The sequence below is a fragment of the Noviherbaspirillum aridicola genome, from assembly GCF_019656455.1.
Lineage (GTDB): Bacteria > Pseudomonadota > Gammaproteobacteria > Burkholderiales > Burkholderiaceae_D > Noviherbaspirillum > Noviherbaspirillum aridicola.
In genome coordinates this window covers 192,624-218,601 of the sequence record NZ_BPMK01000006.1, presented here as the reverse complement: position 1 = coordinate 218,601, position 25,978 = coordinate 192,624, and the positions used below count along the sequence as shown (strand labels likewise).

The following is a 25,978-nucleotide window of genomic DNA, read 5'->3' as shown; positions in this document are numbered from 1 at the left end:
CCATCGTCCCGCATACCGTTTCACCGCTTTTCGCACCTCATGGCAGACACCGAATACAAGCGTCTCATCCAGGTTTCCAAGGACCGCGCCCTGTTCGGATTCCTTGCCGTCGCGCAGCGCGCCATCCAGGACGCGGAGCGGGCGGCGGCGGACCAGCAGTCGGCCGCGCGGTCCGGGGCCGACCGCACGGCGCTCGCCGCGGTCCGCCATTTCCTGCGGCAGGACAGCGCGCAGCTGCTGCGCCGCGCCGAAGCCCTGTACCGCGGCTATCTCGACCGGGCGTTCCAGACCATGTACGTGGACCTGCGCCCGGGCATGCGCAAGCTCAGCGCGGATGAACTCACGCTGATCGACGACGAAGTCGTCAACCACCAGATCGAAGTCGGCCGGCTGGCCGAGCGCATCCGCGAGGCGAACGAAGAAACCATCGGCCGCCTCAACGTCATCGTCGCCCAGCTGCACGGCCAGACGGAGGCGCGCGAGCGCGAGAATCCGTTCCGCCCCTACCTGGTGGCGCGCGCGCTGTACGAGGCGGTGAAGGATGCCGTATCCGACGATGCCCGCGCCAGGACCGCCTTCGAACTGCTCTCGGCCGCGGCACTGGCGCACCTGCCGGGTTTCTATCAGTCGGTGCGCGATGCCTTCGGCAGCCTTGGCGTGCAGGGCAAGTTCGTGATGCAGCGCTCGCGCAACCCGCACAATCCGCGCCACTATCAGGGCCCGACCGCCGAGGCGGCGATGGCCAGGCTGATGCCGGGCCTGCAGCGCCTGGTCGAGACGCTGCAGGTCTCGCACGCCGCAGCGCCCTCCGGCGGCATCGGAACGTCCGTTGCCGCTGGCGGCGGCCAGCAGCCGGATATCCAGGATTTCATCCGCCGCATGTTCAGCGGGCCGCGCGGTCTCGCGGGACTCGCCGGCGGTAACCGGCCCGCGGCGCCGCCGGTCAACCCGCTGGTGGCCGAGCTTGGCAGGCATCAGAAACAGGACCCGGGCGCGGACATCGCCCGGCTGCGCGAGAGCCTCAGCCTGGACAAGGCATCGATGATGGAGCGGATGACGGTCGATGTCGTATCGATGCTGTTCGATTTCATTCGCGAGGACGACAAGATTCCGGTCGCGCAGCGCCAGGCGATCGCGCGTCTGCAGATACCGCTGCTCAAGGCGGCCGTGCTCGAGCCCGACCTGCTGCATGACGAGGGCCATCCCGCGCGCCAGCTGCTCAACCGGCTCAGCAGCGCGGCGGCCGCCGCCGACCCGTCGGACGAAGGCGGCCGCGCGGTCGGCGCCGAGATCGGCCGGGTCGTGCAGCGCGTGCTCGACGAATTCGATACCGACTGCGCCGTCTTTGCCGACTGCCTGCAGGCGTTCGACCGCTTCATGAGCGGTCACCTGCGCCAGGACGACACGGCCGCCCGGCGGGCGACCGAGGCGGTGGAAGCGGCCGAGAGATTCAGCATCCTGCTCACCCGCACCACCGGCGCGCTGTGCGACGTGCTGCTGCCGATGAACGTCGACAAGCGCATCTCCGACTTCATCATCCACGCATGGCCGCACGTGCTGGTCCACGCCAGCTGGCAGGATGTGGAAGCCGGGCGCGGCGGCGATCATCCGCAGAGCCTTTATCGCCAGTATCACGCGGTGCTGGCGGACCTGGTATGGAGCGTGCAGGATAAGCAGACACCGCCGGAGCGCAATGCCCTGATCCGGCTGCTGCCCGACCTGGTGCGCCGGCTGCGCGGCGGGCTGGCGCTGATCCAGATGGAGGAAAGCGAAAGCAAGTCCATGCTCGACCTGCTGATGGACATGCATACCCAGATACTGCGGGGCGCCGCCGGGAGCCAGGCCGCCGCCCGGAATTCGCTCGAGGAACTGCGCGGCGAATTCGCGCGCGTGGTGGTCAACTGGGAGCGCGCCTCCTGGGAACAGGCAGAGCCGCCGCAGCCGCGCGCATCGCTGATCGAGGAAGTCTTTGCCCGCCGCGGCGTCGCCGCCGAGCTGCGGCTCGACGCGGCTTTCGCGGGCGCGAGCGCGGACGAACGCGAATTCCTCGCCCGTACCTGGCTGCTCGGAACCCGCGTCGCCTTCGCCGCACCCGACGGCCAGCAACTGCCCGGCCGGCTGGTATGGATCAGCACCCACCGCTCCCTCTACCTGTTCCGCAGGGAAGGGGGCGAGCTGACGCTCTATACCTATGCCTCCCTGCTGGAAGCGCTGCGCGACGAGTCGCTGGCGCCGGTCGAGTACGCGCCCGTCTTCGAGCGCGCGGTGGAATCGCTGCTGTTCGGCGCGGGCCGGCTCGCGCAGCCGGCCTGACGGCCGGCCGTGCGCGTTATTTGATGACCCGGTAGCAGGGGTTGTACTGCTTGCCGGGCAGCTTCATCCTGTGCTGCGCGACGAACGACGCCAGCAGTTCGTCCATCGGTCCCATGATGCTGCGGTCGCCATGGATCTCGAATGGTCCGTACTGCTCGATCGCGCGGATACCCTGGTCTTTCACGTTGCCCGCCACCACGCCCGAGAACGCGCGCCGCAGGTTGGCGGCGAGCAGGTGCGTCTGCTCCCCCTTGTGCAGCTTCAGGTTGCGCATGTTTTCATGCGTCGGCATGAAAGGCCGCTGGAATTCCGGGTCGATGCGCAGGCCCCAGTTGAAGTAATAGGCGTCGCTGCGTTCCTTCCGGTATTCGCGCACCTGCCGGATGCCGGCCAGCATCTGGCGCGCCACCTCGGCCGGATCGTCGACGATGATCTGGTAGCGCTGGCGGGCGAGCGGGCCGAGCGTCTCGCCGATGAACTGGTCGATGCGGGCGAAATACTCGCGCGCGTTCTCCGGGCCGGTGAAGATCAGCGGGAAGGGCGCCTGCGCATTGTCAGGATGAAGCAGGATGCCGAGCAGATAGAGGATTTCCTCGGCCGTGCCCGCGCCGCCGGGAAAGACCACGATGCCGTGTCCGACGCGCACGAAAGCCTCGAGACGCTTCTCGATGTCCGGCATGATCACCAGGTCGTTGACGATGGGATTGGGCGATTCGGCCGCGATGATGCCGGGCTCGGTGATGCCGAGGTAACGTCCGTTCATGATGCGCTGCTTGGAATGCGCGATGGTGGCGCCCTTCATCGGCCCCTTCATCGCGCCCGGGCCGCAGCCGGTGCAGATATCCATCGCCCGCAGTCCCAGCTCGTAGCCGACCTTCTTCGTATAGTCGTATTCCTCCCGCGAGATGGAGTGCCCGCCCCAGCAGACGACCAGGTTGGGATTGGTCATCGGGCGCAGCACGCCGGCGTTGCGCAGGATATGGAAGACCGAGTCGGTCACACCTTCGCTCGAGCCGAGATCGAAACGCGGGTTGCCGATGATCTCGTCGTTGACGTAGATGATGTCGCGCAGCACGGCGAACAGATGTTCGTGAATGCCCTTGATCATCTTGCCGTCGACGAAGGCATTGGCGGGGGCGCCGCGGATGTCGAGCTTGATGCCGCGCTCGCGCTGCAGGATGCTGATTTCGAAGGAGGCGTAGCGCTCCAGCAGTTCCTTGCCGTCGTCCAGCGTGCTGCCGCTGTTGAGCACGGCGAGCGAACAGTTGCGGAAGACCTGGTAGAGACCGCCCTGGCTGGAATCGAGGAGTTTGGCGACTTCGGCCTTGGAAAGGATTTCGAGACGTCCTTCGGGAGAGATTTGTGTGTCGACTACCTTTTGTTCCATACGCGTTCTCTGTGTTGGGGAGGGAGAGGGAATATCCCGGTGGCATTTAGCTTACACGCATATGCGCCGCAGTGACCATAGCCGCGGCGCAAGAAGGCAATGACGTGGATCACATGCGCGCGCGTCAGTCTGAACATGCGCGACGCCGCCCCATCGAAAAGCGACACACCACCGCCGGTCGCGAGGACGCGCCGGCGATGGCCACCGGATGAAAGAGGAATGGCGGCGACCGAAGAACATCTGAGGCTTGAGGCGCTGAAGGGATATCGGATCTTGGATACCCTGCCCGAGGCGCAGTTCGACGATATCACCATCCTGGCGTCGACGATTTGCGATACGCCGATGGCGATCATCACCCTGGTGGACGAACACCGGCAGTGGTTCAAGGCCCGCGTCGGCATCGACGTGACCGAAACGGCCCGCGAGATCGCCTTCTGCAATCACACCATCCGCGGGCGGCAGCCTTTCATCGTCGGCGATGCCCTGGCCGACCCGCGCTTCGCCGACAATCCCCTGGTCAACGACGAGCCCCGCATCCGCTTCTATGCCGGCGTCCCGCTGCTGACACCGGACGGTTATGCGCTCGGCTCGCTGGCGGTGCTCGACCGCCGCCCGCGCAAGCTGACCCCGCCGCAGGAGCAGGCGCTGCGCCTGCTGGGGCGCCAGGTGGAGATGGAACTGGAACTGCGCAGCAGTCTTGCCGGCCGTACCCAGGCCCTGGCCGAGCGCGACCGCGCCCAGGAACAGCTGGTCGCCTCGCACCGGCAGCTGGAGCAACTGGTGCGGGAACGCACCGGCGAGCTGAGGGCGGTCAACGCGGCGCTGCACGAACGGATCGAGGAAAGCGGCAGGGAAGCGCGCGAGGCGCAGGCCATCCTCGACAGCCTGCCCGGCATCTTCTACATCATCGGCGCCGACCGCCGCTTTCTGCGCTGGAATCGCAACCTCGAGCTGGTGCTGGGACGCAGCGCGGAAGACATACGCGAGGCGCACGCGGAAGCCTTCGTCCATCCCTCCGACCGCGAGCTGGTGATCGAGCGCATCGCCGAAGTGCTGGACAAGGGCTGCGCGACGACCGAGGCGGCACTGCTGGCGCGCAACGGCGATGCCGTTCCCTACTATCTCAGCGGGGTGCGCATCGACTACGGCAACCGCCCCTGCGTGGCGGGGATGGGCATCGACATCACCGCCCGGCGCAACGTCGAAGAAACCCTGCGGCTGCGCGACCGCGCGATCCAGTCGAGCGTGAACGCGATCATCATCACCGACCTCGCTGGCAACATCGAATACGTGAACCCGGCCTTCGAGCGCATCACCGGCTACCTGCCGCACCAGGCGATCGGGCGCAATTGCCGGTTCCTGCAGAACGGCGACCGCGAACAGGCGGGCGTGGCCAGGCTGCGGCGTGCGATCCAGGCGCGCGAGGAAGGCTCGGCGCTGCTGCGCAATTACCGCAGCGACGGCCAGCTGTTCTGGAACGACGTGCATATCGCCCCGGTGCGCGATGCCTCGGGCGAGGCCACGCATTTCGTCGGCGTGCTCAATGACGTGACGGCGATCAAGCATGCCGAGGAACAGCTCGAACGCCAGGCGAACTTCGACCCCCTGACCGCGCTCGCCAACCGCAACGTGCTCAAGGACAGGATAGAGAAGGCCATCGCTGGCGCCGCGCGGCATGGCGAGCGGGTCGCGGTGGGCTTCATCGACCTCGACAACTTCAAGGTCATCAACGACAGCCTCGGCCACAACATCGGCGACGAGTTGCTCAAGCAGGTCGCCGAGCGGCTGTCGGCATGCCTGCGCGAGCAGGATACGGTCGCGCGCTACGGCGGCGACGAATTCGCCTTCGTCCTCCCCGACCAGCACGAGGAGAACGGCATCGGCGGTCTGATGGAGCGCATCCTCGATACGATCGGCATGCCGTTCCGGGTGGATGGCCATGATTTCTATATCAGCTGCAGCATCGGCGTCAGCTTCTATCCGCGGGACGGGCGCGACGCCGACACCCTGCTCAGGAATGCCGATGCCGCCATGTATCGCGCCAAGGAGCGGGGACGCAACAATTTCCAGTTCTATACGGCGTCGATGAACGAGCGGGTCAGCGAGCGGCTGTCGCTGGAATCGATGCTGCGGCAGGCGGTCTCGCGCGGCGAGTTCGCCCTGCATTACCAGCCCAAGGTCGACCTGCGCAGCGGGCGGGTCGTCGGCGTCGAGGCGCTGCTGCGCTGGCAGCGCGGGGACGGCGCCCTGGTGCTGCCGTCGACCTTCATTTCCCTGGCGGAGGAAACGGGGCTGATCGTGCCCATCGGCGAATGGGCGCTGCAGCAGGCATGCCGCGACAACAAGGCGTTGCAGGAGGCCGGGCTGCCCCCGCTGCATGTGGCGGTCAACATCTCCGCCCGCCAGTTCGGCGGCGGCGTTCTCGCCGGCCGGGTGAAGGCGGCGCTCGAGGGCGCCGGCCTCGGCCCGGAGTGGCTGGAGCTGGAGCTGACCGAGAGCCTGGTCATGCAGAATCCCGAGGAGGCGGTGCGCGCCCTGCATGAGCTCAAGGATCTGGGCGTGCGGCTGGCGATCGACGATTTCGGCACCGGGTATTCCAGTCTCAGCTACCTGCAGCGGTTCCCGATCGATCATCTGAAAATCGACCAGTCCTTCGTGCGCGACATCGGCGCCGATCCGAACGACGCCATCATCGCCCGCGCCGTGATTTCGCTCGGCCACAGCCTCGGCATGCAGGTGGTGGCGGAGGGCGTGTCGAGCGAAGAACAGCTGAGCTTTCTGCGCCGGCACGACTGCGACCAGATGCAGGGCTTCCTTTTCTCGCGGCCGTTGCCGATCGCCGCGCTGTCGGGGCTGCTGGAGCGCGCGGGCCTGCAGCACGGTTATCGGGCGTAACCGGCGCACGGCGGGAACCGCCGGTTGACTTGCCGCAACTGCCGGAACTAAACCCCTCTCTTTTGATCTTTTAGCAAAGGAATGCGGTGATGCGCCCGGCGGCGCGTGCCGTCCAGCCTGCGGCGTACAGGATGCACTCTAACGGATCTGGTCTCGTGTCGGACCTGTCACTCTCCATCACCGGGCAGCCTGTCCTCGCCCCGGTCACCTTGTCATCCATCAATGCAAAGCAATCCGGCATGCTGTCGGGCGCGCGCACGCGCGCCGCCGGAGGGAAGGAGTTATGCCGTCCAGACTGATCAGACTGTCTCTTCGATTCGTATTGCCGCTGGCGCTGGCGCTCGGGCTGACCGCCTATGCCGTGGTGCCGCTGGTGGAAAACCTGACGCTGCGCTGGTTCGTGCGCGATCTCGATGCACGCTCGCAGTCGCTTTCCAACGCCCTGCAGGATCCGCTCGGCGAGTACCTGGCCACGCAGAACGCCGACCGCCGGATTCCCCAGCTGTTCGACCGGGCGCTGCGCGACGAGCGCCTGTATGCGATCGCCTTCTGCGACCCGGTCGGCAAACTCACCTACAAGACCAACGCCTACCCCGCGTCCCTCGGCTGCGCGCCGGCGCCCGAAAGCAACGGCAAGCCGGAAGCGCTGATCCAGCTGCCGAAGGGGCCGGTGCATGTGAGCAGCAATCCCGTCGAGCGCGACGGCCAGTATCTCGGCAAGCTGGTGCTGGTCCACGACATGAGCTTCATCGAGCGCCGCAGCGAAGACACGCGCAAGTATGTGCTGATGCTGTTCGGGGTGCTGGCGGTGGTCGTCTCGCTCATCACCGTGCTGGTCGCCCATCTCAGCTGGCGCGACTGGATCTCGTCGGTCAAGGGCATCCTGCGCGGCGAGATCGGGCCGCGGCCCCAGCAGCAGTCGACGCCGCCCGAAGTGCGCCCGCTGGAGGGCGACCTGCGGGCGCTGCTGCATGACCTGAGCATGGAGCGGCGCTCGCGCGACGACACCGCCTACCAGTGGACGCCGGAAAAGCTGCGCACCCTGCTGCATGAAGAGCTGGCCGGCGATGAAGTGCTGGTGGTCTCCAATCGCGAGCCTTACTCCCACGCGCGCACGCCGCGCGGCATCGAGGTGCAGCGGCCGGCGAGCGGCCTGGTGACCGCGGTGGAGCCGGTGATGCGCGCCTGCTCCGGCACCTGGGTCGCGCACGGCAGCGGCTCCGCCGACCGCGAGACGGTGGATGCCAGCGACCGCGTCCCGGTGCCGCCCTCGAATCCGGCGTACACGCTGCGGCGAGTGTGGTTGACCAAGGAAGAAGAGGCGGGCTACTACTATGGCTTCGCGAACGAGGGGCTTTGGCCGCTCTGCCATATCGCCCATGTGCGTCCGGTATTCCGCTCGTCCGACTGGGAAAAATACGAACTCGTGAACCAGCGCTTCGCCGACGCGGTGATCCGCGAGGCGCGCACCGACGACCCGGTGGTGCTGGTGCAGGACTATCATTTCGCGCTGCTGCCGCGCATGGTGCGCGACGTGCTGCCCAAGGCGACCATCATCACCTTCTGGCACATCCCCTGGCCGAACCCGGAATCCTTCGGCATCTGCCCCTGGCGAGAGGAAATCCTGGAGGGCCTGCTCGGGAGCACCATCCTCGGCTTCCACACCCAGTTCCACTGCAAGAACTTCCTCGAGACCGTCGACCGCTATCTCGAGACCCGCATCGAGTACGAGACCTCGACGATTTCCTACGGCGGCAAGCTGACCCAGGTCGAGCATTATCCGATCTCCATCGCATGGCGCGAGCCGCAGCCGGAAGACCCGAGCGTGGCGGAGTGCCGCGACGCCATCCGCCGCGAGCACGGGCTGCCGGACAACCACCTGCTGGCGATCGGCGTGGACCGGCTCGACTATACCAAGGGCATACTCGAGCGCTTCCAGGCGGTGGAGCGCATGCTGGAGATGCATCCTTCGCTGGTGGGCAAGTTCACCATGATCCAGATCGCCGCGCCCACGCGTTCATCGCTCGATGAATACCAGAACTTCGAAGCCCGGGTGAGGGCGCTCGTCCAGCGCGTCAACACCCGCTTCTCGAGCGGCAACTACCAGCCCATCATCCTCAAGGCCGAGCACCATGACGCCGAGCAGGTCAACCGCTACTACCGCGCCGCCGATGTCTGCGTCGTCACCAGTCTGCACGACGGCATGAACCTGGTGGCCAAGGAATTCATCGCCGCCCGCGACGACGACCGCGGCGTGCTGGTGCTGAGCCAGTTCACCGGCGCGGCCCGCGAGCTGCATGAAGCGCTGGTCGTCAATCCCTATCACATCGAACAGAGCGCGGAAGCGCTGTACCGCGCCGTGACCATGCCCGAGATAGAACAATGCGAACGCATGCGCAGCATGCGGGCCCTGGTCAAGGACTTCAATATCTACCGCTGGGCGGGACGCATGCTGCTCGATGCGGCGCGGGTGCGCCAGCGGGAACGCATCCTGGCCAAGATCCGGCAGCACAGCCGCAAGTCCCTGCGAAGGGTGGTGTAGGCATGCGGCCCGTCTTTTCCGAAGCAGGCCTGCAGCGCCTGCACGAGGTGGCGCGCGGTGGACTGCTGTGCGCCTTCGATTTCGACGGCACGCTCGCGCCGCTGGTGCCGGTGCCCGACGATGCGCATCTGCCGGACGACATCCGCGAACGCCTGCTGCGGCTCGGCCAGAGCGCGCCGCTGGCCATCATCACCGGGCGCGGCATGGACGATATCCGCCCGCGCCTCGGCTTCACGCCGGAATTCCTGGTCGGGAACCACGGCCTGGAAGGCGTGCCCGGCTGGGAGAGCCTGACTGCCGCGCATGCCGAGGCCTGCCAGGCCTGGCTGTCGCAGCTGCGCGCCGCGCTGCCGGGGCATGACCCCGGCATTCTGCTGGAGGACAAGCGCTACTCGCTGTCCCTGCACTACCGCGAAGCGGCGGACCCTCCCGCCGCCGCGCGCGCGCTCGAGGCCCTGTTCGCCACGCTGACCCCCGCGCCGCGCGTGGTGGCCGGCAAGTTCGTCTACAACCTGCTGGCCGAGGACCGGTGCCACAAGGGCAGCGCATTGCTGAGGCTGATGGAATGCTGCGGGGCGCGCAAGGCGATCTACGTCGGCGATGACGTCACCGACGAGGATGTGTTCCGCATGGGTCATCCCGATATCCTGTCGATACGGATCGAGGCCTCCGCATCGAGCAGTGCCGAGCTGTACCTGCCCGATTTCTGCGAGACAGCCAGGCTGCTCGACGTGCTCGGTGAGCGCCTGCGCCAACAGGGCGCCCGCAACTGGCTGCGCGCGGCGCCATGAGCAGCCTCGACCTCGGGCTGGTCGGGAATTCCCGCACCAGCGCCCTCATCGACCGCAACGCCGGCATCGTCTGGTGGTGCTATCCGTATTTCGACAGCGACCCGATCTGCTGCTCGCTGCTGCAATCGGAAGGGCAGCGCGGCGCGCACGGCGAAATCGGCATCGAGATGAAGGGCACGAGCGCGCGGCAGCAGCACTATGAGCGCAACGCCGCCATCCTCGTCACCCGGCTGTCCGACGAGGCCGGCAATGCGATCGAAGTGCTCGACTTCGCACCGCGCTTCTACATGCACGACCGCATGTTCGCCCCGGTCATGCTGGTGCGGATCGTGCGGCGGCTGTCGGGACGCCCGCGCATCACGCTGCGCGTGCGGCCGGCGGTGAACTACGGCAGCGCGCCGGCCGACGTGCGTACCGGCGCCAATCACGTGTCCTACACCGGCGGCGCCCAGGCCCTGCGCCTGACGACAGACGCTTCCGTGACCGATGTGGTCGACGAATGCGCCTTCTTCCTGCATGACTGCGTCACCATGCTGTTCGGCCCGGACGAGACGGTCAACGGCGCGGTACACGAGGTCGGCCGCACCTTCCTGGAAAAGACCCGCAACTACTGGCACCACTGGGCGCGCAACCTCGACATTCCGTTCGAATGGCAGCAGCAGGTGATCCGGGCGGCGATCACGCTCAAGCTCAATGCCTTCGACGACACCGGCGCCATCACCGCCGCGGTCACCACTTCCATCCCGGAGGCGCCGCACAGCGGCCGCAACTGGGACTACCGCTACTGCTGGCTGCGCGATGCCTTCTTCGTGGTCAATGCGCTCAACCGGCTCGGTGCGACCGGGACCATGGAGAAATACCTGGACTACATCCTCAACCTGATCGCCGACGCGCAGGATACGCCGCTGCAGCCGGTGTACGGCATCCGCCGCCAGGTGGTGCTGGAGGAAAACAACGCGCCGGCCCTGGCCGGCTATCGCGGCATGGGACCGGTCAGGATCGGCAACCAGGCGTACTTCCAGATCCAGAACGACGTGTTCGGCTCGGCCGTGCTGGCCGGGACCCAGGCATTTTTCGATACGCGTCTGGCCCGGCCCGCCGGCCAGGACATGTTCCGCAAGCTGGAGCGGCTCGGCGATCGCGCGGTGGAGCTTTATAACGTGCCCGATGCCGGCATCTGGGAGCTGCGCGGCGCCCAGCGCGTGCATACCTATTCGAGCATGATGTGCTGGGCCGCCTGCCACCGGCTGTCGGTGATCGCCGCCCATCTCGGGCTGCCGGAGCGGGCCCGGTTCTGGGACGGCCATGCGCGACGCATGCACGCCGAGATCTGCAAGGCCGCGTGGAACGAGCGGCTGCAGAGCTTCGTATCCACCTTCCATGGCGACCGCCTCGACGCCAGCCTGCTGCTGATGGCGGAGTTCCGCTTTTTCGAGGCCGACGATCCGCGCTTCGTCTCCACCGTGCATGCGATCGAACGCCACCTGCGGCGCGGCGACTTCCTGCTGCGCTACGATGAGGAAGACGATTTCGGGCGCCCGGAATCCGCCTTCCTGGTCTGCACCTTCTGGTGGATACTGGCGCTGACGCAGATCGGCGAACGCGACCGGGCGCGCGCCCTGTTCGAAAACGTGCTCGGCAAGTGCAACCATCTCGGCCTGCTCGCCGAGGACGTGACGATCGACAGCGGCGAGCTGTGGGGCAATTTCCCCCAGACCTACAGCATGGTGGGCCTGATACAGTGCGCTGCCCGGCTCAGCAAGAGCTGGGAAAACGCTTACTGAACGAATCCGCAAGGGAGGATGATGGAAGAGCAATACCTGGCCGCGCTCGACATCGGCGGCACCAAGATGGCGGCTTCGGTCGCCGGGCCGGAGGGGCCGCTGGCGCGCGTGACGAGGCCCACGCCGAAGTCCGGGACCGTGCGGGCACTGCCGGAACTCGGAATGGCCATGGTCGAGGAAGCCTGCCGCGAGGCCGGCATCGCACCGGACCGGGTGGGTGCGCTCGGCGTCGCCTCCTGCGGCCCCTTCGTCAAGCAGGAAGGCATGATCGCGCTGGCCGCGCCGAACATCTGCGGCGGCGGGCGCAACGCGCCCGATCTGCCCAACGACTGGACGCTGATCCCGCTCGAGCAGGTGCTGCGCGAGCGGTTCGCCCGCGTGGCGATCGACAATGACTGCGTGGCGGCGATCGCGGCCGAACGCGCATTCGGCGCCGCCGTCGGCGAGCCGGACTGCGCCTATGTGACGTGGAGCACCGGCGTCGGCTTCGGGCTGTGCGTGGACGGCCGCATCCTGCGCGGCAAGAACGGCAATGCCGGCCATGCCGGGCACATGCTGCTCGGCGACGACCCGGACGCGGTCTGCGGCTGCGGCAACCGCGGAGATCTGGAGGGGCTGATCTCGGGCCGCAATCTCGGCAACCGGATCGGCAAGAGCGCGGCGGAGCTGTTCGAGGCCGCGCGCGCGGGGGATCCGCAGGCGCGCCAGGTCGGGGAGTACGCGGCGCACTGGCTGGGCCGCGGCCTGTACAACCTGGCGGCCGCGCTCGACCTGCGGCTGTTCGTGATCGGCGGCAGCGTCTGGCAGCATCACGGCGACTGGCTCGCGCCGCTGGTGCTGCGGGAAATCCATGCGCACCTGCCCGCGCTGACCGAGGGCGTGCGCATCGAGACCGCCGCGCTCGGCTCGCTGGTGGCGGATGTCGGCGCCTTCACCCTGGTGCTGCCCGAGGAATGGGAGGCGCGCTGGCGGGCCGCCCGGCCATGGGATGTGCTGAAGGATTAGCTTTCGCGGCGGAACCTTCCGGCTTGACTTGCGTCACAGAAATCTCGCGGCAAGCAGCTACGCTTGCCGCTGATGGTCAATCTGGCAAGTCCCTATGCAAACCCTCAATACTTCCGCCTCCGCACTCGCCCGCCTGCCGCAGGAGTGGCGGCACTGGATCAACGAAAACCTCGCGCGCCGCTGCGAGCCGGCCGTCATGGCCGCCGTCATGGTGCGCGACGGCCATTTCGACAACCGGCTGGCGCAGGCGGCGATCGAAGAAGCGCGCCGCGCCTGGTTCCCGCAGCTGCCGCCGGCGCCGTCGCCCGAGCCGCGCGTGCTGCCCCGGATTGACACCTCGTCCAACCGCGTGCTCGCCGGCGACCGGCAGGTCGGGATCGTGCTGTCCCTGGCGGCGCCCCGGGTGGTGGTGGTCTCCGACCTCCTCAGCGATGAAGAGTGCGACGAGCTGATCGCCTACAGCTACGACCGGCTCGAGCGATCGCCGGTGGTGGCCGACAGCGACGGCAAGACCCAGGTGCACGCGCACCGTACCAGCCGCGGCGCGATGCTGCAGCGCGCGGAGTCGCCGCTGGTGGCACGCATCGAGGCCCGGCTGGAGGCGCTTACCGGCTGGCCCGCCGAGCGCGGCGAAGGCCTGCAGGTGCTGCGCTATGAAAAAGGCAACGAGTACCGTCCGCACTTCGACTGGTTCGACCCGGCGCTGCCCGGTCCCCGCAAGCACCTGGAACGCGGCGGCCAGCGCGTGGCGACCATCGTCATGTACCTGAGCGACGTCGGGCAGGGCGGCGGCACCTCCTTCCCCAAGGCCGGCCTGCAGGTGCAGCCGAAGAAGGGCAGCGCCGTCTTCTTCCTCAACGTCAGCGAATTCGGCGAACCCGACCAGCTGTCCCTGCACGCGGGCGAGCCGGTCGAAACCGGCGTCAAGGTCGTCGCCACCAAGTGGATGCGCGAACGCGCCTACGTCTGATAGAGCCAGCCGCGCCGCACCATCCATTTCTCGACTTCGACCACCGCGAACACCACGGCCGACAGCAGCAGGCAGAACAGCAGCTCCTGCCATGACAGCGGCTGGGTGCTGAACACCGGGTTGAGAAAGGGCAGGTAGATGGTGGCCATCTGCAGCAGGAAAGTCAGCAGCACCGCGCCCAGCAGCAGGGGATTGCTGAACAGGCCGAGCCGGAACAGCGACTCGGTCTCCGAGCGGATGGCCAGCACATGCGCCATCTGCGACAGCGTCAGCACGGTGAACACCATCGTCTGCCAGTGCGCCGAGCCGGACTGGATCGCCCATGCCTGGGCAAACAGCGTCACCCCCGCGATCGCGAGTCCCACCCATACGATGTGCTGCCACATGCCGTGCGCGAAGATGCTCTCCGCGGGCGGGCGCGGCGGCCGCCGCATGATGCCGCGTTCGGCGGGTTCGGCCGCCAGTGCCAGGCCGGGAAGGCCGTCGGTCAGCAGATTGATCCACAGGATGTGAATCGGCAGCAGCGGTATCGGCAGGCCGAGAAAGGGCGCCAGGAAGATGACCCAGATCTCGGCCGAGTTGCCGCTCATCGCGAAACGGATGAACTTGCGGATGTTGTCGAAGATCCGTCGTCCCTCCCGCACCGCGCCGACGATGGTGGCGAAATTGTCGTCGAGCAGGACCAGGCTCGACGCCTCCCGCGCGACGTCGGTGCCTCCCTTGCCCATGGCGACGCCGATGTCGGCGCGCTTGAGGGCGGGCGCGTCGTTGACGCCGTCGCCGGTCATGGCGACATATTCGCCGCGCGCCTGCAGCGCCTCGACGATGCGTATCTTCTGCGCCGGGTCGACGCGCGCGTAGACCTTCACCTGCGGCACCAGGCGCCGGAAGGCTTCGTCGTCCATCGCCGCGAGTTCGGCGCCGGTCACTGCGCGGTCCTCGCCCGACGCGATGCCGAGGTCGCGCGCGATCGCCAGCGCTGTCGCCGCGTGGTCGCCGGTGATCATGACCGGCGTGATGCCCGCCGAACGGCATTGCATCACCGCGTCCCGCGCCTCGGGGCGTGGCGGGTCGATCAGGCCCACCAGGCCGATCAGCACCAGCCCGTCTTCCAGGCGATGGCTGTCCTCCGCCGCCGGCAGCGCCGGCCAGTGACGGCGCGCCACCGCCAGCACCCGCAGTCCGCGTTCCGCCATCCTGCGCGCGGTCTCCAGCACCGCTTCGCGGTCCAGCGGCTGTTCGCCCCCGGGGCCGAGCGCGGCGCTGCACAGCGGCAGCACGCTTTCCGGGGCGCCCTTGGTGAAGGCGAGGAAGAAGGACGGCTGCCGGTGCACCGTCGTCATCCGCTTGCGCTCGGAATCAAAGGGCAGTTCGAACACGCGCGCCGCGGCCACCTCCAGCTCCCGCTTGTCGTGGCCGGCCTCGAGCGCCGCCAGGTACAGCGCCACCTCGGTCGGATCGCCGGTGGTCATGCCGTTGTGGTCGCGGCTGGCGTCGTTCGACAGTGCCAGCGCGGCGAACAGGCTGCTCCACGGCTCCAGCGCGGGCGCCTCGCTTCCCTGGCGCAGGGTGGAGACGGCGGTCGAGATCTCTTCCACCCGCATCCGGTTCTGCGTCAGCGTCCCGGTCTTGTCGGTGCAGATGCAGGTGACCGAGCCCAGGGTTTCCACCGCCGGCAGGCGACGAATCAGCGCGTTCTGCCTGACCATCTTGCGGGCGCCCAGCGCAAGCGAAATCGTCACCACCGCCGGCAAGGCCTCCGGTATCGCGGCTACCGCCAGGCTGACCGCCGTCAGGAACATCAGCACGACCGGTTCGCCGCGCAGCAGCCCCACGGCAAAGATCACCGCGCAGATGGCGAGCACCGCCAGGCCGAGCCGCTTGCCGAAACCGGTCAGGCGCTTTTGCAGCGGCGTCTTCATGTCTTCCGTGCTGTCGAGCAGGCCGGCGATGCGGCCGATTTCCGTCGCCATGCCGGTGGCGACCACCACGCCGCGCGCGCGGCCGTTCGTGACCGTCGTCCCCTTGAAGGCCATGTTGCGGCGGTCGCCGAGCGGTGCGTCGGCCGCCGGCAGATGCTGCGCGCTCTTTTCCACGGTCACGGCTTCGCCGGTCAGCAGGGATTCGTCCAGTTTCATCTGCGCCGCATCCACCAGGCGCAGGTCGGCCGGCACCACGTTGCCGGCTTCCAGATGCACCAGGTCGCCGACCACCAGTTCATGCGCCGGCAGGTTCTGCCGCTCGCCGGCCCTGATCACCGCCGCGCTGGTGGCCGCCATCTTTTTCAGCGCCGCCATGGCACGTTCGGCCCGGGCTTCCTGCACGAAGCCGATCAGGGCATTGAGCAGCACGATGACCACGATGGCCAGAGTGTCCTTGAGGTCGCCCACGATCCCCGACACCACGGCGGCGGCCATGAGCACCAGGATCATGAAGTCGCCGAACTGGTCCGCGAGCATGCGGAGCACCGACCTCGGCGGTTTCTCACGCAACTGGTTGGGGCCGTCGCGCAGCAGGCGGGCGGCGGCTTCCTGCGCCGCCAGGCCACGGTCGAGATCGGTGGCGGCGCGCTCGGCCACCGCGCCGGCGTCGAGCGTGTGCCAGTCCGGCGGGCGGGATGCGGGGGAAGAAACGGCGGGTTTCGACGAAGAAGAGGGGGGTGACATCGCGGGCGGGTCCTCGGTCTGCCTGGAGGCCGCGGACACATCCGCGGCAGGATTCGGGCAGGCTACGCTCCGCCCCGGCGAATTTGATTGCGCTGGATCAAGAAGGCCGGGGCGCGCGGATCAGCGCCCGGCGTCGGCCTTGCGCTCGACCATCTTCATCAGCGCATAGAGCGCTTCCAGCGAGGGCGCGGCCACGTTCTCCCGTCGCGCCGCCCGCACCGCGTTGCCGAGGATGACCTCGGTCTCCATCTGCCGGCCGTTCTCGAAGTCGAGCGCCATGCTGGTCTTGTAAGCCGGTGCCCTGGCGGTGCTGTCGATGAACTGGTCGATCAGCCCTGGCGGCTGCGGGTGGCCCGACGCGGCGGCGACCGCGCAGATCTCTTCCATCACCTTGCGCACGAAGGCAGTGCCGCCCTCGGCGCCGAGGATGTGGCCGGTATCCAGCACGCCGCCGAGCACCGAGATCGGATTGAAGGCCGCGTTCCACACGCACTTCTGCCAGCGCGCGCCGACTACGTTGTCGCTGGTCTTGGCCTTGATGCCGCCGGCCTCCAGCAATCCGGCCAGGCGGCGCGCGCGCTCGCCCAGGCCGGAAGGGTAGTTGCCGAACATGAGGTCGCCGAAGGCGAAATGCCGCACCTGGCCGGGACCGACGCGGCTGACCTGGACGAAGGCGAGCGCGCTGATCAGTTCGTTGTCGGGGAAGGCGTCGGCGATTTCCTGTTCGATCTCGACGCCGTTCTCGATCAGGACGATCGCGGTGGCCGGCCCGACCGCGTCGCGGATGAGCGCCGCCCGGTCCACGCCTTCCAGCACCTTGACGCTCAGCACCAGGTAGTCGGGCGCGCCGCCCTGGTAGTCGGACGGGGTACGCACCGTCTGCGTCGGCCTGAAGAGCCGGTCGCCGATGCGCTGGCTCTCGACCGCGATGCCGTGTTCGCGCACCGCATCGTAATCCGAGCGGCATACCGCGCTGACGTCGGCGCCCGCTGCCTGCAGCGCGGCGCCGTAAAAGCTGCCGATGGCGCCGGTGCCGACGATAAGAATTCTGTCCTTGCTCACGTATGTCTCCTGTTCTCCCGGTCCGCGGCTGCGTCCGGCCTGCCGATTTTAGCGGGGACGGCAAAAGCGCGCCGCCGCCGGTCCCGGCCCCGCCTTGAAAACCCGGCAAGGGCGGCTTCGCAACAGCGCAAGAAAAATTTCTCAATACTTCTCATAGGCTACTTTGTTGCTCCTGATTAACGCGATATGATTCATTACGCAGGACAACATTTCGTTACAGCTACCTATGTTCAAGAAAACCCTTATGGCGCTGCTGCTCTCGGCAGCGGCGTCGGCCTTCGCCGTTCCCTTCAGCTCCCAGCATGCGCTGGTGATGGAAGAGGATTCCGGCAAGGTCTTGCTGGAGAAGAATGCGCACGAGATCGTGCCCATCGCTTCGCTCACCAAGCTGATGACCGCCATGGTCGTGCTCGATGCCCGGCTGGACATGGACGAGCAGATCGCGATCGAGGAGAGCGATGTCGATACCCTGAAGTTCAGTTCATCGCGGGTGCCGGTCGGCGTCGTGCTCAGCCGCCGCGAGCTGCTCGAGCTGGCGCTGATGTCGTCGGACAACCGCGCGGCCCACGCGCTCGGCCGCACCTACCCCGGCGGCCATCCGGCCTTCCTGCGCGCCGTGCAGGCGAAGCTGGTGGCGCTCGGCATGCACAACACCTCCATCCAGGAGCCGACCGGCCTGTCCCCGTACAACCGTTCGACCGCCGCCGACCTGGTCAAGATGGCGGCCGCCGCCTCGGCCTATCCCGAAATCAGCCGCATGACGACCGAGACCGGCGAACTGATCGACATGAACGGCCGCCTGGTCCAGTACCGCAATACCAATCGCCTCGTCGGCCGCGATGGCTGGGACATCATGCTGTCCAAGACCGGCTTCACCCGCGAGGCGGGCAAGTGCCTGGTGATGCGCTTCCAGGCAGCCGGCAAACGGGTCATCATGGTCCTGCTCAATGCCCGCGAAAGCGCGGCGCGCATCGCCGATGCGGAGAATGTGCAGCGCTTCCTCACCGGCGAGCCGCTGTATGCGGCCGCCGCCGCGCCCAAGCCCCGGCGCGCCAGCGCGTCCGTCGTGAAGGTCGGCCAGCGGCAGGCCGCGCGGGCCAAGACCCGGGTCAGCGTGAAGTCGGGCGGCAAGCGCAAGCTGATGTGAAATCAGCCCCCGCGGCAGGAAAAAATGGACCGGCAACGGTCCATTTTTCTTTTCCGCTAGAATCAAACGATCGTTCGCTTTCTCGCGATCCCGATCCACCAGGAATACATACGGAGACACCATGACCCAGCCCGCCTTCAGCGGTTTTTCCGCCGCCCGGCTCGACCTGCTGACCCGCAGGATGCAGCAAGACATCGAGCGCGGCCGCATTCCCGGCGCGATGATGCAGATCAGCCATCGCGGCGAGACCGTGTACCGCAAGGCGCTCGGCGTGCAGGACCCGGCGTCCGGAGCGCCGATGACGCACGACACCATCTTCCGCATCTACTCGATGACCAAGCCGGTCGTGTCCGTCGCCGCGATGATGCTGGTCGAGGAGGGCCGCATCCTGCTGAGCGATCCGGTGGATCGGGTGCTGCCCGAACTCGCGGCGCTGCGCGTCGGCGTCGAGCGCACCGGCGCCGACGGCAAGCCCGTGCTGGAACTGGAGCCGGCCCGCGCGCCGATCACGCTGCAGGACCTGCTGCGGCATACGGCCGGCTTCACCTACGGCATCTTCGGCGACTCCCTGGTCAAGGCGGAGTACCGCCGGGTGCGCGTGGGCACCCCCGGCGCGGACAGCAAGGAATTCATGCGCGTCCTCGGCGAGCTGCCGCTGATGTACCAGCCGGGCACGGTATGGGAGTACAGCCATGCCACCGATGTGCTCGGGGTGCTGGTGGAGCGCCTGTGCGACATGCCGCTCGACGAATGCCTGAAGGCGCGCATCTTCGACCCGCTTGGCATGGGCGACACCGGCTTCTGGGTCGAGCCGGCCCGGCAGCATAGGATCGCCGAAGCCTTCGAGACCGACCCGGTCACCGGCGCCGCCGTCCGCCTCAACCAGCCGCGCCGCCGGCCGGCCCTGTTCGGCGGAGGCGGCGGCCTGATGTCGACCGCCCATGACTACATGCGGTTTGCACGCATGCTGGAGGGCGGCGGCAGCCTCGACGGCGCCCGCATCATCGGCCGCAAGACGCTCGAACTGATGACCTCGGATCATCTCGGCGACCTGCCGGCGGCGCGCAGCGGCCTGAACTTCCTGCCCGGCCCCGGCTACGGCTTCGGGCTCGGCTTCGCGGTGCGCCTGGGGCAGGGCGGCGCCGTCATCCCCGGCTCACCGGGCGACTACACCTGGAGCGGGCTGGCGGGGACGTATTTCTGGGTCGATCCGAAGGAGGCGCTCTCCGCCGTCCTGCTGATGCAGGCGCCCGAGCAGCGCACCTACTACCGTCAGCTGTTCAGGCACATGGTCTACGCGGCGCTCGACTGAGTCATCCGCGCAACAGGACGGGCAGCGAATGCGGGCTGTCCGGTTTCCGGACAGTGATCCGCGTTTTCCCTCTTGTGGGAATGCGGGTTGTAGCACGCCTCGATGGCAGGTCTCGACCCGGGCGTCCGGATTTCAGTCACTTTTCCAGCTGTACAAATATTGTCCTATGGAAATATTTGTACAGCTACTTTACACTCGACGTAAGGATGCGCCGTCCGTCAACCGGCGGAGCGCGCCGGCGGGCAGGAGACCGGAAAAATCCGGCGCGGCACGGCAACCGCATTACATCGAGGAGACGGCAGTGAATTTACGTACGGTGAAGATCGGGACCCGGCTCGGTCTCGGCTTCGGCATCATTCTTTTGCTGGTCATGGGCGTGCTGATCGCCGACCTGGTGCTGAGCGCGCGGTCCAGACAGGAACAGAATGCCGGCCTGCAGCGTGCAAGCGCCAAGGCGGCGCTTGCCAACGCGATGCGCAGCGCGTTGCTCGAGGGCGGCATCGCGATGCGCAACGTGGGCCTGCAATACAGCACCCCCGAGATGCAGCGCGAGGAAGCCAAGGCGACCGCCCAGCGCAAGCGATTCCAGGAAGCGCAGAACAGGCTGCTCGCGCTCGGCCTCGGCGCCGAGGAAAAGGCGCTGGTGGCGAAGATCGCAGCGCTCGACAAGCAGACCGACGCGCCGTTCCAGGAAGCCATCCAGAAGGTCAAGGAATATGCGAACGAGACCGCCGGCAAGCTGATCTCCTCGCAGATCGATCCCCTCAACCAGCAGGCCATCGCCGAGATCGACCGTCTCGTCGCCATCCAGCAGAAGTCGGTCGACGAGTTGCTCGCCGCCTCGGAGACGGCGGGCCGGCGCATGACCTGGGTGCTGCTCGGCCTGGGACTCGTGACCCTCGTCATCGGCGGCCTGCTGTCGCTGCTGACCACGCGCAGCATCGTCGGCCCCCTGCGTGCCGCGGTCGCGGTCGCGCAACGGGTGGCGGCGGGCAAGCTCGGCAGCCGCATCGAGGTGGTCGGCAAGGACGAAACCAGCGAGCTGCTGCACGCGTTGCGGGAAATGGACGAAAGCCTGGCGCGCATCGTGAGCCAGGTTCGCAGCGGCACGGATGAAATCGCCACGGCTTCCGACGAGATCGCCAGCGGCAACAGCGACCTCTCGCGCCGGACGGAGGCGCAGGCCAGCGCCTTGCAGGAGACCGCTTCGTCGATGGAAGAGCTGACCTCGACCGTGCGCCACAACGCCGAGAATGCGCAGCAGGCCAATCAGCTGGTGCGTTCCGCGTCGGAGTCGGCGGTCAGGGGCGGCGAGGTGGTCGGCCGCGTGGTCGACACGATGAGTTCGATCAAGGACAGCTCGCGCAAGATCGTCGACATCATCGCCGTCATCGACGGCATCGCCTTCCAGACGAATATCCTCGCGCTCAACGCCGCGGTGGAGGCGGCGCGCGCCGGCGAGCAGGGACGCGGCTTCGCGGTGGTGGCGGCGGAGGTGCGCAATCTCGCCCAGCGCTCCGCCCAGGCGGCCAGGGAAATCAAGGACCTCATCAACGACTCGGTGAAGAAGGTCGAGGACGGCCACACGCTGGTGGACCATGCCGGCCGCCAGATGCAGGAGATCGTGTCGGCGGTCCGGCACGTGGCCGACATCATGAACGAGATCACCGAAGCCAGCCGGGAGCAGAGCGTCGGCCTGGAAGAGGTGAACCGGGCGGTCGCGACCATGGACGAGATGACCCAGCACAACGCGGCGCTGGTCGAACAGGCGGCCGCCGCCGCGGCGAGCATGCAGAACCGGGCGGCCTCGCTCGGCCAGACCGTGGCGGCTTTCGATCTGGCCGGCATCGGGGCGCCTGCCTTGCCCCCGGTCCCGGTGCCGCCGGCGCTCCCCCGCCAGGCGCCGCTGCGCGTGGCCAACGCGATGAAGGGCTGACCGGCGCCCGCGTGCTACCGCTCGCCCGCCGGTTGCTGAATCCGGCGAGGCGACAGCGCTTCCGGCTGTACGCCGAAATCGGCGATATGGGTGGGCACGGGCTGCTGACGCAGCAGCGCCGCATACAGCTCCCCGGCCGCGGCCGAGGACTGTATGCCGTAACCGCCCTGGCCGGCGGCCCAGAAAAATCCGGGCGCCTGGGCATCCCATCCCCCCACGAAACTGCCATCGCCGACGAAGGACCGCAGCCCGGCCCAGACATGCCTGGGCCGGCGGATGGTCAGCGTGGTCATCTGCTGGATGCGGTCGATGGCGAGCGCGATGTCGAGCTCTTCGGCCTGCACGTCGTGCGGCGCCACCGGATCGGCATTGGCGGGGGAACCGAGCAGCAGGCCGGCGTCCGGCTTGACGTACCAGGATTCGTCGACGCCGATGAACATCGGCCAGCGCGCGACATCCATCCCCGCCGGCGGCTCGAAGGTGAAGGCCGAGCGCCGCATCGGTGCCAGACCCACCGGCTGCACCCCTGCAAGTCCGGCGATCACATCGCACCAGGCGCCGGCGGCGTTGACAATGACCGGCGCCGAGAAGCTCCCGGCGCCGGTCTCGACCTGCCAGCCGTCTCCGGTACGGCGCACCGCATGGACCTCCGCATTGCAGGCCAGGCCGCCGCCGTGCGCGCGCATCCCGCGCAGAAAACCCTGGTGCAGCGCATGCACGTCGATGTCCATGGCGTCGGGTTCGTAGACGGCGCCCGTCACGCAGTCCCGGCGCAGCGCGGGTACCAGTTCGCATGCGGCGGCGGCGTCGAGGCGCTGCGCCAGCGGCGAGACCGAGCGCACGATCGCCTCATGCTCGTCGAGCAGCGCCTGCTGTCCCTCGGCGCCGACCATCAGCGCGCCGCGGGGGGAAAGGATGGGGTGTTCGCAGAAGCCGGCGGGCGGATTGGCGAAGAAGCCGCGGCTGGCGCAGGTCAGCGCACGCACCTGCGGCGGGCCGTAGCTTTCGAAATACAGCGCGGCGGAGCGGCCGGTGCTGTGATAGCCGGGCTGGGATTCCCGCTCGAGCAGAATCACTTTCGCATGCGGCGCGAGCCAGTAGCCGATCGACGCGCCGGCAATGCCGCCGCCGATAATCAGGTAATCTGCATGCTTTGAATTCATGGCGGCTTGAATTTTTGGAATGGACCTGCGGAGATTATGCGCCCGGGCCGCCGAAGTTGCAGAAGACGGATGGCAAGAATCCTGGTTGTCGAAGACACGCCGGCAAACATGAAACTGATGCTGCTGATCCTGGCCACTGCCGGACACAGCGCACTGCAGGCCGCCACCGGCCGCGACGCGATCGCGGTTGCGCTGGCGGAGAAGCCGGACCTGATCCTGATGGATGTGCAGCTGCCCGACATGGACGGACTGAGCGCCGCGCGCGAGCTCAAAGCGCTGGCCGCCACCCGGCACATTCCGATCGTGGCGGTCACCGCGATGGCCATGAGGGGCGATCGCGAGCGGATACTGGCCGCCGGCTGCGACGGCTATGTCGAAAAACCGATCGACTACCGGAAGCTGCTGGATGACATCGCGCGACGGATTCAGGCCGGCGGCGCGGACAGAACCGTCCCCTGATCGATCCGTGCGCAGGCATCGGTGACGGCTTCGCGGATGATCCCGGCAAGCCGGCGCGTGGCGGGGCCGGCGGCGTCGGGGTCGCCGATGATCAGGTAGAGCTGGGCGAAGCGTTCGCCGCCGTCGCGCATCGGCAGCATCTTCAGGCTGCCGTCGCGCAGCTCTTCGCGGATCTTCTCTTCCGGGAACCAGGCAAAGCCGAAACCCATTTTCGCCGCCTCGATCGAGGTGGCGGGATGGCTTACCGTCCAGCGGCGGGCGGTATCGACGCCGGTACGGGTGTCGCGCCGCGCACCGGACTCGCGCACCACCAGGTGCAGATGCCGGCGCAGGTCTTCGGGTGTCAGCGGACGGCCGAGCGCGTGCAGCGGATGCGCGGGGCTGGCGACCGGGATGAAGCGCAGCGGCATCAGCGGCGTCCCGAAAAAGCCGGGCGGCACGGTATTGGCGATGGCCAGGTCCACCCGTCCCTCGAGCAGGGCTTCCGTCGTCCCGCCCAGCACCGACTCGATCAGCTCCACCCGGGTGTGCGGGCTTTCCTGGCCCAGGCGGTCCAGGCATTGCAGCATCAGCCAGGTGGGAAAGATGACTTCGGCGGCGATACGTATCTCGGCCTCCCAGCCGGCCGACAGCCGCTTCGCCGCCCGCTCGAGCGCGGCGGATTCCTCCAGCAGCGCCCTGGCCCGCCGATAGAGGAACTGCCCGGTAGGCGTGAGAACGGCCTTGCGGCCCTGGATCTCGAATACCTTCACGTCGAGCAGCGCCTCGATCTTCTGCACCGCATAGGTCACCGCCGACTGGCTCTTGTGCAGCGCCTGGGACGCCTGCGCATAGCCGCCCGCATCCACCACCGCGATCAGGGTCCGCCACTGCTCCAGGCTGATGTACTGGCCGTCCATTTATCAGATGAGTAGATAGTTATACGCTAATCATTCTACTTTTTTATCTACTGGTTGGATAGTTTAATACACACACCCAACACCCAATCAGGAGAAAAAGATGAAAACCCTACTGCAAGTGAATTCCAGCCTGTTCGGCGAAAACGGCCAGTCCACCCGCCTGAGCGAGCAATTCGTCGCCGCCTGGCAGCAAGCCCATCCGCAGGGCCGCGTGATCAGCCGCAGCCTGGCGGCTTCCCCGGTCCCGCATCTCGACGGCGCGCGTTTCGGCGCCTTCCTCAGCAAGCCGGAAGATCGTACGCCCGAACAACAGCAGGTCGTCGATTTTTCCGACAGCCTGATCGAGGAACTGCGCGCCGCCGACGTCATCGTGCTCGGCGTGCCGCTGTATAACTTCGGCGTGCCGTCCCAGCTCAAGGCCTGGTTCGACCATGTCGCGCGCGCCGGCGTGACTTTCCGCTATACCGAAAACGGCCCGGTCGGCCTGCTCGGCAACAAGAAGGTCTACGTGTTCGCCACCCGCGGCGGCCTGTATGCCGGTACCCCGAAGGACACCGCGTCGGCATGGCTGCGCGACATCCTCGGCTTCATCGGCCTCACCGACGTGGAAATCGTCTATGCCGAGGGCCTGTCGCTGGGCGAAGACAGCCAGAAGGCCAGCCTGGCGCGTGCGCAGGATGAAGTGCGCCAGCTGGTCGAGCCGCTGCGCGCCGCCGCCTGAACTTCTACACTAGTGCCCGAAAGGAGAGAACGCATGACCACCACCACCGCCACCCGCACCCTGCAGCGCGTGATCGAAGGCCTCGCCACCTCCGACGGCGCCGGCGTCAAGCTGCGCCGGACCCTGGGCCAGGGGCAGGGGACCCGGCTGGATCCCTTCCTGATGCTCGACGAGTTCTTCTCCGACAATCCGGGCGATTACCTCGCCGGCTTTCCCGCCCATCCGCACCGCGGTTTCGAGACCGTCACCTACATGCTCGACGGGCACATGCAGCACCAGGACCACCTGGGCAACGTGGGCGAGCTCACCAGCGGCAGCGTGCAGTGGATGACGGCGGGACGCGGCATCGTGCATTCGGAAATGCCGCAGCAGCAGGACGGCCGCATGCGCGGCTTCCAGCTGTGGATCAACCTGCCGGCGAAGGAAAAAATGAAGCCCGCCGGCTACCGCGACATCGCGCCCGACGAGATTCCGGTCGCCGCGCTGCCGGACGGCGGCAGCGTCAAGGTGATCGCCGGCAGCGTCGAGGTCGACGGCCGCAAGATCGACGGCCCGGTACGCGGCCAGAGCACCGATCCGGTCTACCTGGATGTGCAGCTGCCCCCCGGCGCCTCGTTCAGCCAGCCGCTGCCCGGCGGCCACAATGCCTTCGTTTATGCCTACGAGGGCCAGCTCGAGGTTGGCGAAGACCGTCGCCGCCTGAAGGAGCGCAGCGCCGGCGTGCTGTCCCCGGGCGAGCGGGTGGCGCTGCGGGCCGGCGAGCGGGGCGCGCGCTTTCTGCTGCTGGCCGGACGCCCGATCGGCGAACCGGTGGTGCAGTATGGCCCCTTCGTCATGAACACCGTGGAAGAGATCGAACAGGCGATACGCGATTTCCAAAGCGGCAAGTTCACGCAGGACGCCGCTTGAGCGGATAATGACCCCAC

General features: G+C 67.6%; 18 protein-coding genes. 13 read left to right on the top strand and 5 right to left on the bottom strand.

All coding sequences use genetic code 11. From position 1 onward, the window contains the following. Positions 1-39: 39 nt before the first annotated feature. Positions 40-2,313, top strand: coding sequence for a DUF1631 family protein (locus NCCP691_RS08465; RefSeq protein ID WP_220807817.1), 2,274 nt, complete (start codon positions 40-42; stop codon positions 2,311-2,313). A 16-nt stretch (positions 2,314-2,329) separates the two neighbouring features. Here NCCP691_RS08465 and ppnN read toward each other — a convergent pair whose 3' ends face one another. After that, on the bottom strand, positions 2,330-3,700 hold the full coding sequence (ppnN, locus tag NCCP691_RS08460) for a nucleotide 5'-monophosphate nucleosidase PpnN (RefSeq protein ID WP_220807816.1): 1,371 nt from the start codon (positions 3,698-3,700) through the stop codon (positions 2,330-2,332). A 273-nt stretch (positions 3,701-3,973) separates the two neighbouring features. Here ppnN and NCCP691_RS08455 point away from each other — a divergent pair, with 273 nt between their 5' ends. The 6 genes from NCCP691_RS08455 (at position 3,974) to NCCP691_RS08430 (ending at position 13,687) form a co-directional block, all read left to right on the top strand. Continuing rightward, positions 3,974-6,595: a sensor domain-containing phosphodiesterase gene (locus NCCP691_RS08455; protein WP_220807815.1), complete on the top strand. Its 2,622-nt coding sequence runs from the start codon at positions 3,974-3,976 to the stop codon at positions 6,593-6,595. Positions 6,596-6,878: 283 nt separating this feature from the next. Then, a complete protein-coding gene (locus NCCP691_RS08450; RefSeq protein WP_220807814.1) occupies positions 6,879-9,137 on the top strand; it encodes an alpha,alpha-trehalose-phosphate synthase (UDP-forming) in 2,259 nt (752 codons plus the stop codon). Between the two features lie 2 nt (positions 9,138-9,139). Beyond that, positions 9,140-9,928, top strand: a complete 789-nt coding sequence (gene otsB, locus NCCP691_RS08445) for a trehalose-phosphatase (RefSeq protein WP_220807813.1) — start codon at positions 9,140-9,142, stop codon at positions 9,926-9,928. Further along, complete coding sequence (locus tag NCCP691_RS08440) at positions 9,925-11,712, top strand: glycoside hydrolase family 15 protein (RefSeq protein WP_220807812.1); 1,788 nt, start codon at positions 9,925-9,927, stop codon at positions 11,710-11,712. The genes otsB and NCCP691_RS08440 overlap by 4 nt, the downstream gene beginning before the upstream one ends. Positions 11,713-11,730: 18 nt before the next feature. Further along, positions 11,731-12,717 (top strand): ROK family protein, encoded by a 987-nt coding sequence (locus NCCP691_RS08435; RefSeq protein WP_238482366.1) that lies wholly within the window; start codon positions 11,731-11,733, stop codon positions 12,715-12,717. A 94-nt stretch (positions 12,718-12,811) separates the two neighbouring features. Next, positions 12,812-13,687: a 2OG-Fe(II) oxygenase gene (locus NCCP691_RS08430; RefSeq protein WP_220807811.1), complete on the top strand. Its 876-nt coding sequence runs from the start codon at positions 12,812-12,814 to the stop codon at positions 13,685-13,687. On the opposite strand, the gene NCCP691_RS08425 is transcribed toward NCCP691_RS08430, so the two are convergent. Then, complete coding sequence (locus NCCP691_RS08425; protein ID WP_220807810.1) at positions 13,678-16,353, bottom strand: calcium-translocating P-type ATPase, PMCA-type; 2,676 nt, start codon at positions 16,351-16,353, stop codon at positions 13,678-13,680. The two genes, NCCP691_RS08430 and NCCP691_RS08425, sit on opposite strands and share 10 nt — an antisense overlap. Positions 16,354-16,473: 120 nt before the next feature. Beyond that, positions 16,474-17,415, bottom strand: coding sequence for a ketopantoate reductase family protein (locus tag NCCP691_RS08420; RefSeq protein ID WP_220807809.1), 942 nt, complete (start codon positions 17,413-17,415; stop codon positions 16,474-16,476). A gap of 244 nt (positions 17,416-17,659) precedes the next feature. Here NCCP691_RS08420 and NCCP691_RS08415 point away from each other — a divergent pair, with 244 nt between their 5' ends. The 3 genes from NCCP691_RS08415 to NCCP691_RS21520 all read left to right on the top strand — a co-directional run bounded on the left by NCCP691_RS08415 (position 17,660) and on the right by NCCP691_RS21520 (position 21,810). Continuing rightward, a complete protein-coding gene (locus NCCP691_RS08415) occupies positions 17,660-18,562 on the top strand; it encodes a serine hydrolase (RefSeq protein ID WP_238482365.1) in 903 nt (300 codons plus the stop codon). Between the two features lie 121 nt (positions 18,563-18,683). Next, positions 18,684-19,874 carry a serine hydrolase domain-containing protein gene (locus tag NCCP691_RS08410; RefSeq protein ID WP_220807807.1) on the top strand — a complete coding sequence of 397 codons (1,191 nt, stop codon included), beginning with the start codon at positions 18,684-18,686 and terminating at the stop codon, positions 19,872-19,874. Between the two features lie 301 nt (positions 19,875-20,175). Continuing rightward, a complete protein-coding gene (locus NCCP691_RS21520) occupies positions 20,176-21,810 on the top strand; it encodes a methyl-accepting chemotaxis protein (RefSeq protein ID WP_274387228.1) in 1,635 nt (544 codons plus the stop codon). Between the two features lie 14 nt (positions 21,811-21,824). Here NCCP691_RS21520 and NCCP691_RS21350 read toward each other — a convergent pair whose 3' ends face one another. Then, positions 21,825-22,973, bottom strand: coding sequence for an NAD(P)/FAD-dependent oxidoreductase (locus tag NCCP691_RS21350; RefSeq protein ID WP_238482364.1), 1,149 nt, complete (start codon positions 22,971-22,973; stop codon positions 21,825-21,827). A gap of 36 nt (positions 22,974-23,009) precedes the next feature. Here NCCP691_RS21350 and NCCP691_RS08390 point away from each other — a divergent pair, with 36 nt between their 5' ends. Further along, positions 23,010-23,432, top strand: coding sequence for a response regulator (locus tag NCCP691_RS08390; protein WP_309295112.1), 423 nt, complete (start codon positions 23,010-23,012; stop codon positions 23,430-23,432). Here the strand turns inward: NCCP691_RS08390 and NCCP691_RS08385 are convergent. Continuing rightward, on the bottom strand, positions 23,399-24,331 hold the full coding sequence (locus tag NCCP691_RS08385; protein ID WP_220807805.1) for a LysR family transcriptional regulator: 933 nt from the start codon (positions 24,329-24,331) through the stop codon (positions 23,399-23,401). The genes NCCP691_RS08390 and NCCP691_RS08385 overlap by 34 nt on opposite strands. Before the next feature lie 100 nt (positions 24,332-24,431). Here NCCP691_RS08385 and NCCP691_RS08380 point away from each other — a divergent pair, with 100 nt between their 5' ends. Both NCCP691_RS08380 and NCCP691_RS08375 read left to right on the top strand, forming a co-directional pair. Next, positions 24,432-25,052: an FMN-dependent NADH-azoreductase gene (locus NCCP691_RS08380; RefSeq protein WP_220807804.1), complete on the top strand. Its 621-nt coding sequence runs from the start codon at positions 24,432-24,434 to the stop codon at positions 25,050-25,052. A gap of 33 nt (positions 25,053-25,085) precedes the next feature. After that, positions 25,086-25,961, top strand: coding sequence for a pirin family protein (locus tag NCCP691_RS08375; protein WP_220807803.1), 876 nt, complete (start codon positions 25,086-25,088; stop codon positions 25,959-25,961). Positions 25,962-25,978: the final 17 nt, after the last annotated feature.

Bases quoted from the DNA above. Each gene is read 5' to 3' on its own strand.
- NCCP691_RS08465 (WP_220807817.1), top strand. From the start codon at position 40: ATGGCAGACACCGAATACAAGCGTCTCATCCAGGTTTCCAAGGACCGC.
- ppnN (WP_220807816.1), bottom strand. From the start codon at position 3,700: ATGGAACAAAAGGTAGTCGACACACAAATCTCTCCCGAAGGACGTCTC.
- NCCP691_RS08450 (WP_220807814.1), top strand. From the start codon at position 6,879: ATGCCGTCCAGACTGATCAGACTGTCTCTTCGATTCGTATTGCCGCTG.
- otsB (WP_220807813.1), top strand. From the start codon at position 9,140: ATGCGGCCCGTCTTTTCCGAAGCAGGCCTGCAGCGCCTGCACGAGGTG.
- NCCP691_RS08440 (WP_220807812.1), top strand. From the start codon at position 9,925: ATGAGCAGCCTCGACCTCGGGCTGGTCGGGAATTCCCGCACCAGCGCC.
- NCCP691_RS08435 (WP_238482366.1), top strand. From the start codon at position 11,731: ATGATGGAAGAGCAATACCTGGCCGCGCTCGACATCGGCGGCACCAAG.
- NCCP691_RS08430 (WP_220807811.1), top strand. From the start codon at position 12,812: ATGCAAACCCTCAATACTTCCGCCTCCGCACTCGCCCGCCTGCCGCAG.
- NCCP691_RS08425 (WP_220807810.1), bottom strand. From the start codon at position 16,353: ATGTCACCCCCCTCTTCTTCGTCGAAACCCGCCGTTTCTTCCCCCGCA.
- NCCP691_RS08415 (WP_238482365.1), top strand. From the start codon at position 17,660: ATGGCGCTGCTGCTCTCGGCAGCGGCGTCGGCCTTCGCCGTTCCCTTC.
- NCCP691_RS08410 (WP_220807807.1), top strand. From the start codon at position 18,684: ATGACCCAGCCCGCCTTCAGCGGTTTTTCCGCCGCCCGGCTCGACCTG.
- NCCP691_RS21350 (WP_238482364.1), bottom strand. From the start codon at position 22,973: ATGAATTCAAAGCATGCAGATTACCTGATTATCGGCGGCGGCATTGCC.
- NCCP691_RS08390 (WP_309295112.1), top strand. From the start codon at position 23,010: ATGCGCCCGGGCCGCCGAAGTTGCAGAAGACGGATGGCAAGAATCCTG.
- NCCP691_RS08385 (WP_220807805.1), bottom strand. From the start codon at position 24,331: ATGGACGGCCAGTACATCAGCCTGGAGCAGTGGCGGACCCTGATCGCG.
- NCCP691_RS08380 (WP_220807804.1), top strand. From the start codon at position 24,432: ATGAAAACCCTACTGCAAGTGAATTCCAGCCTGTTCGGCGAAAACGGC.
- NCCP691_RS08375 (WP_220807803.1), top strand. From the start codon at position 25,086: ATGACCACCACCACCGCCACCCGCACCCTGCAGCGCGTGATCGAAGGC.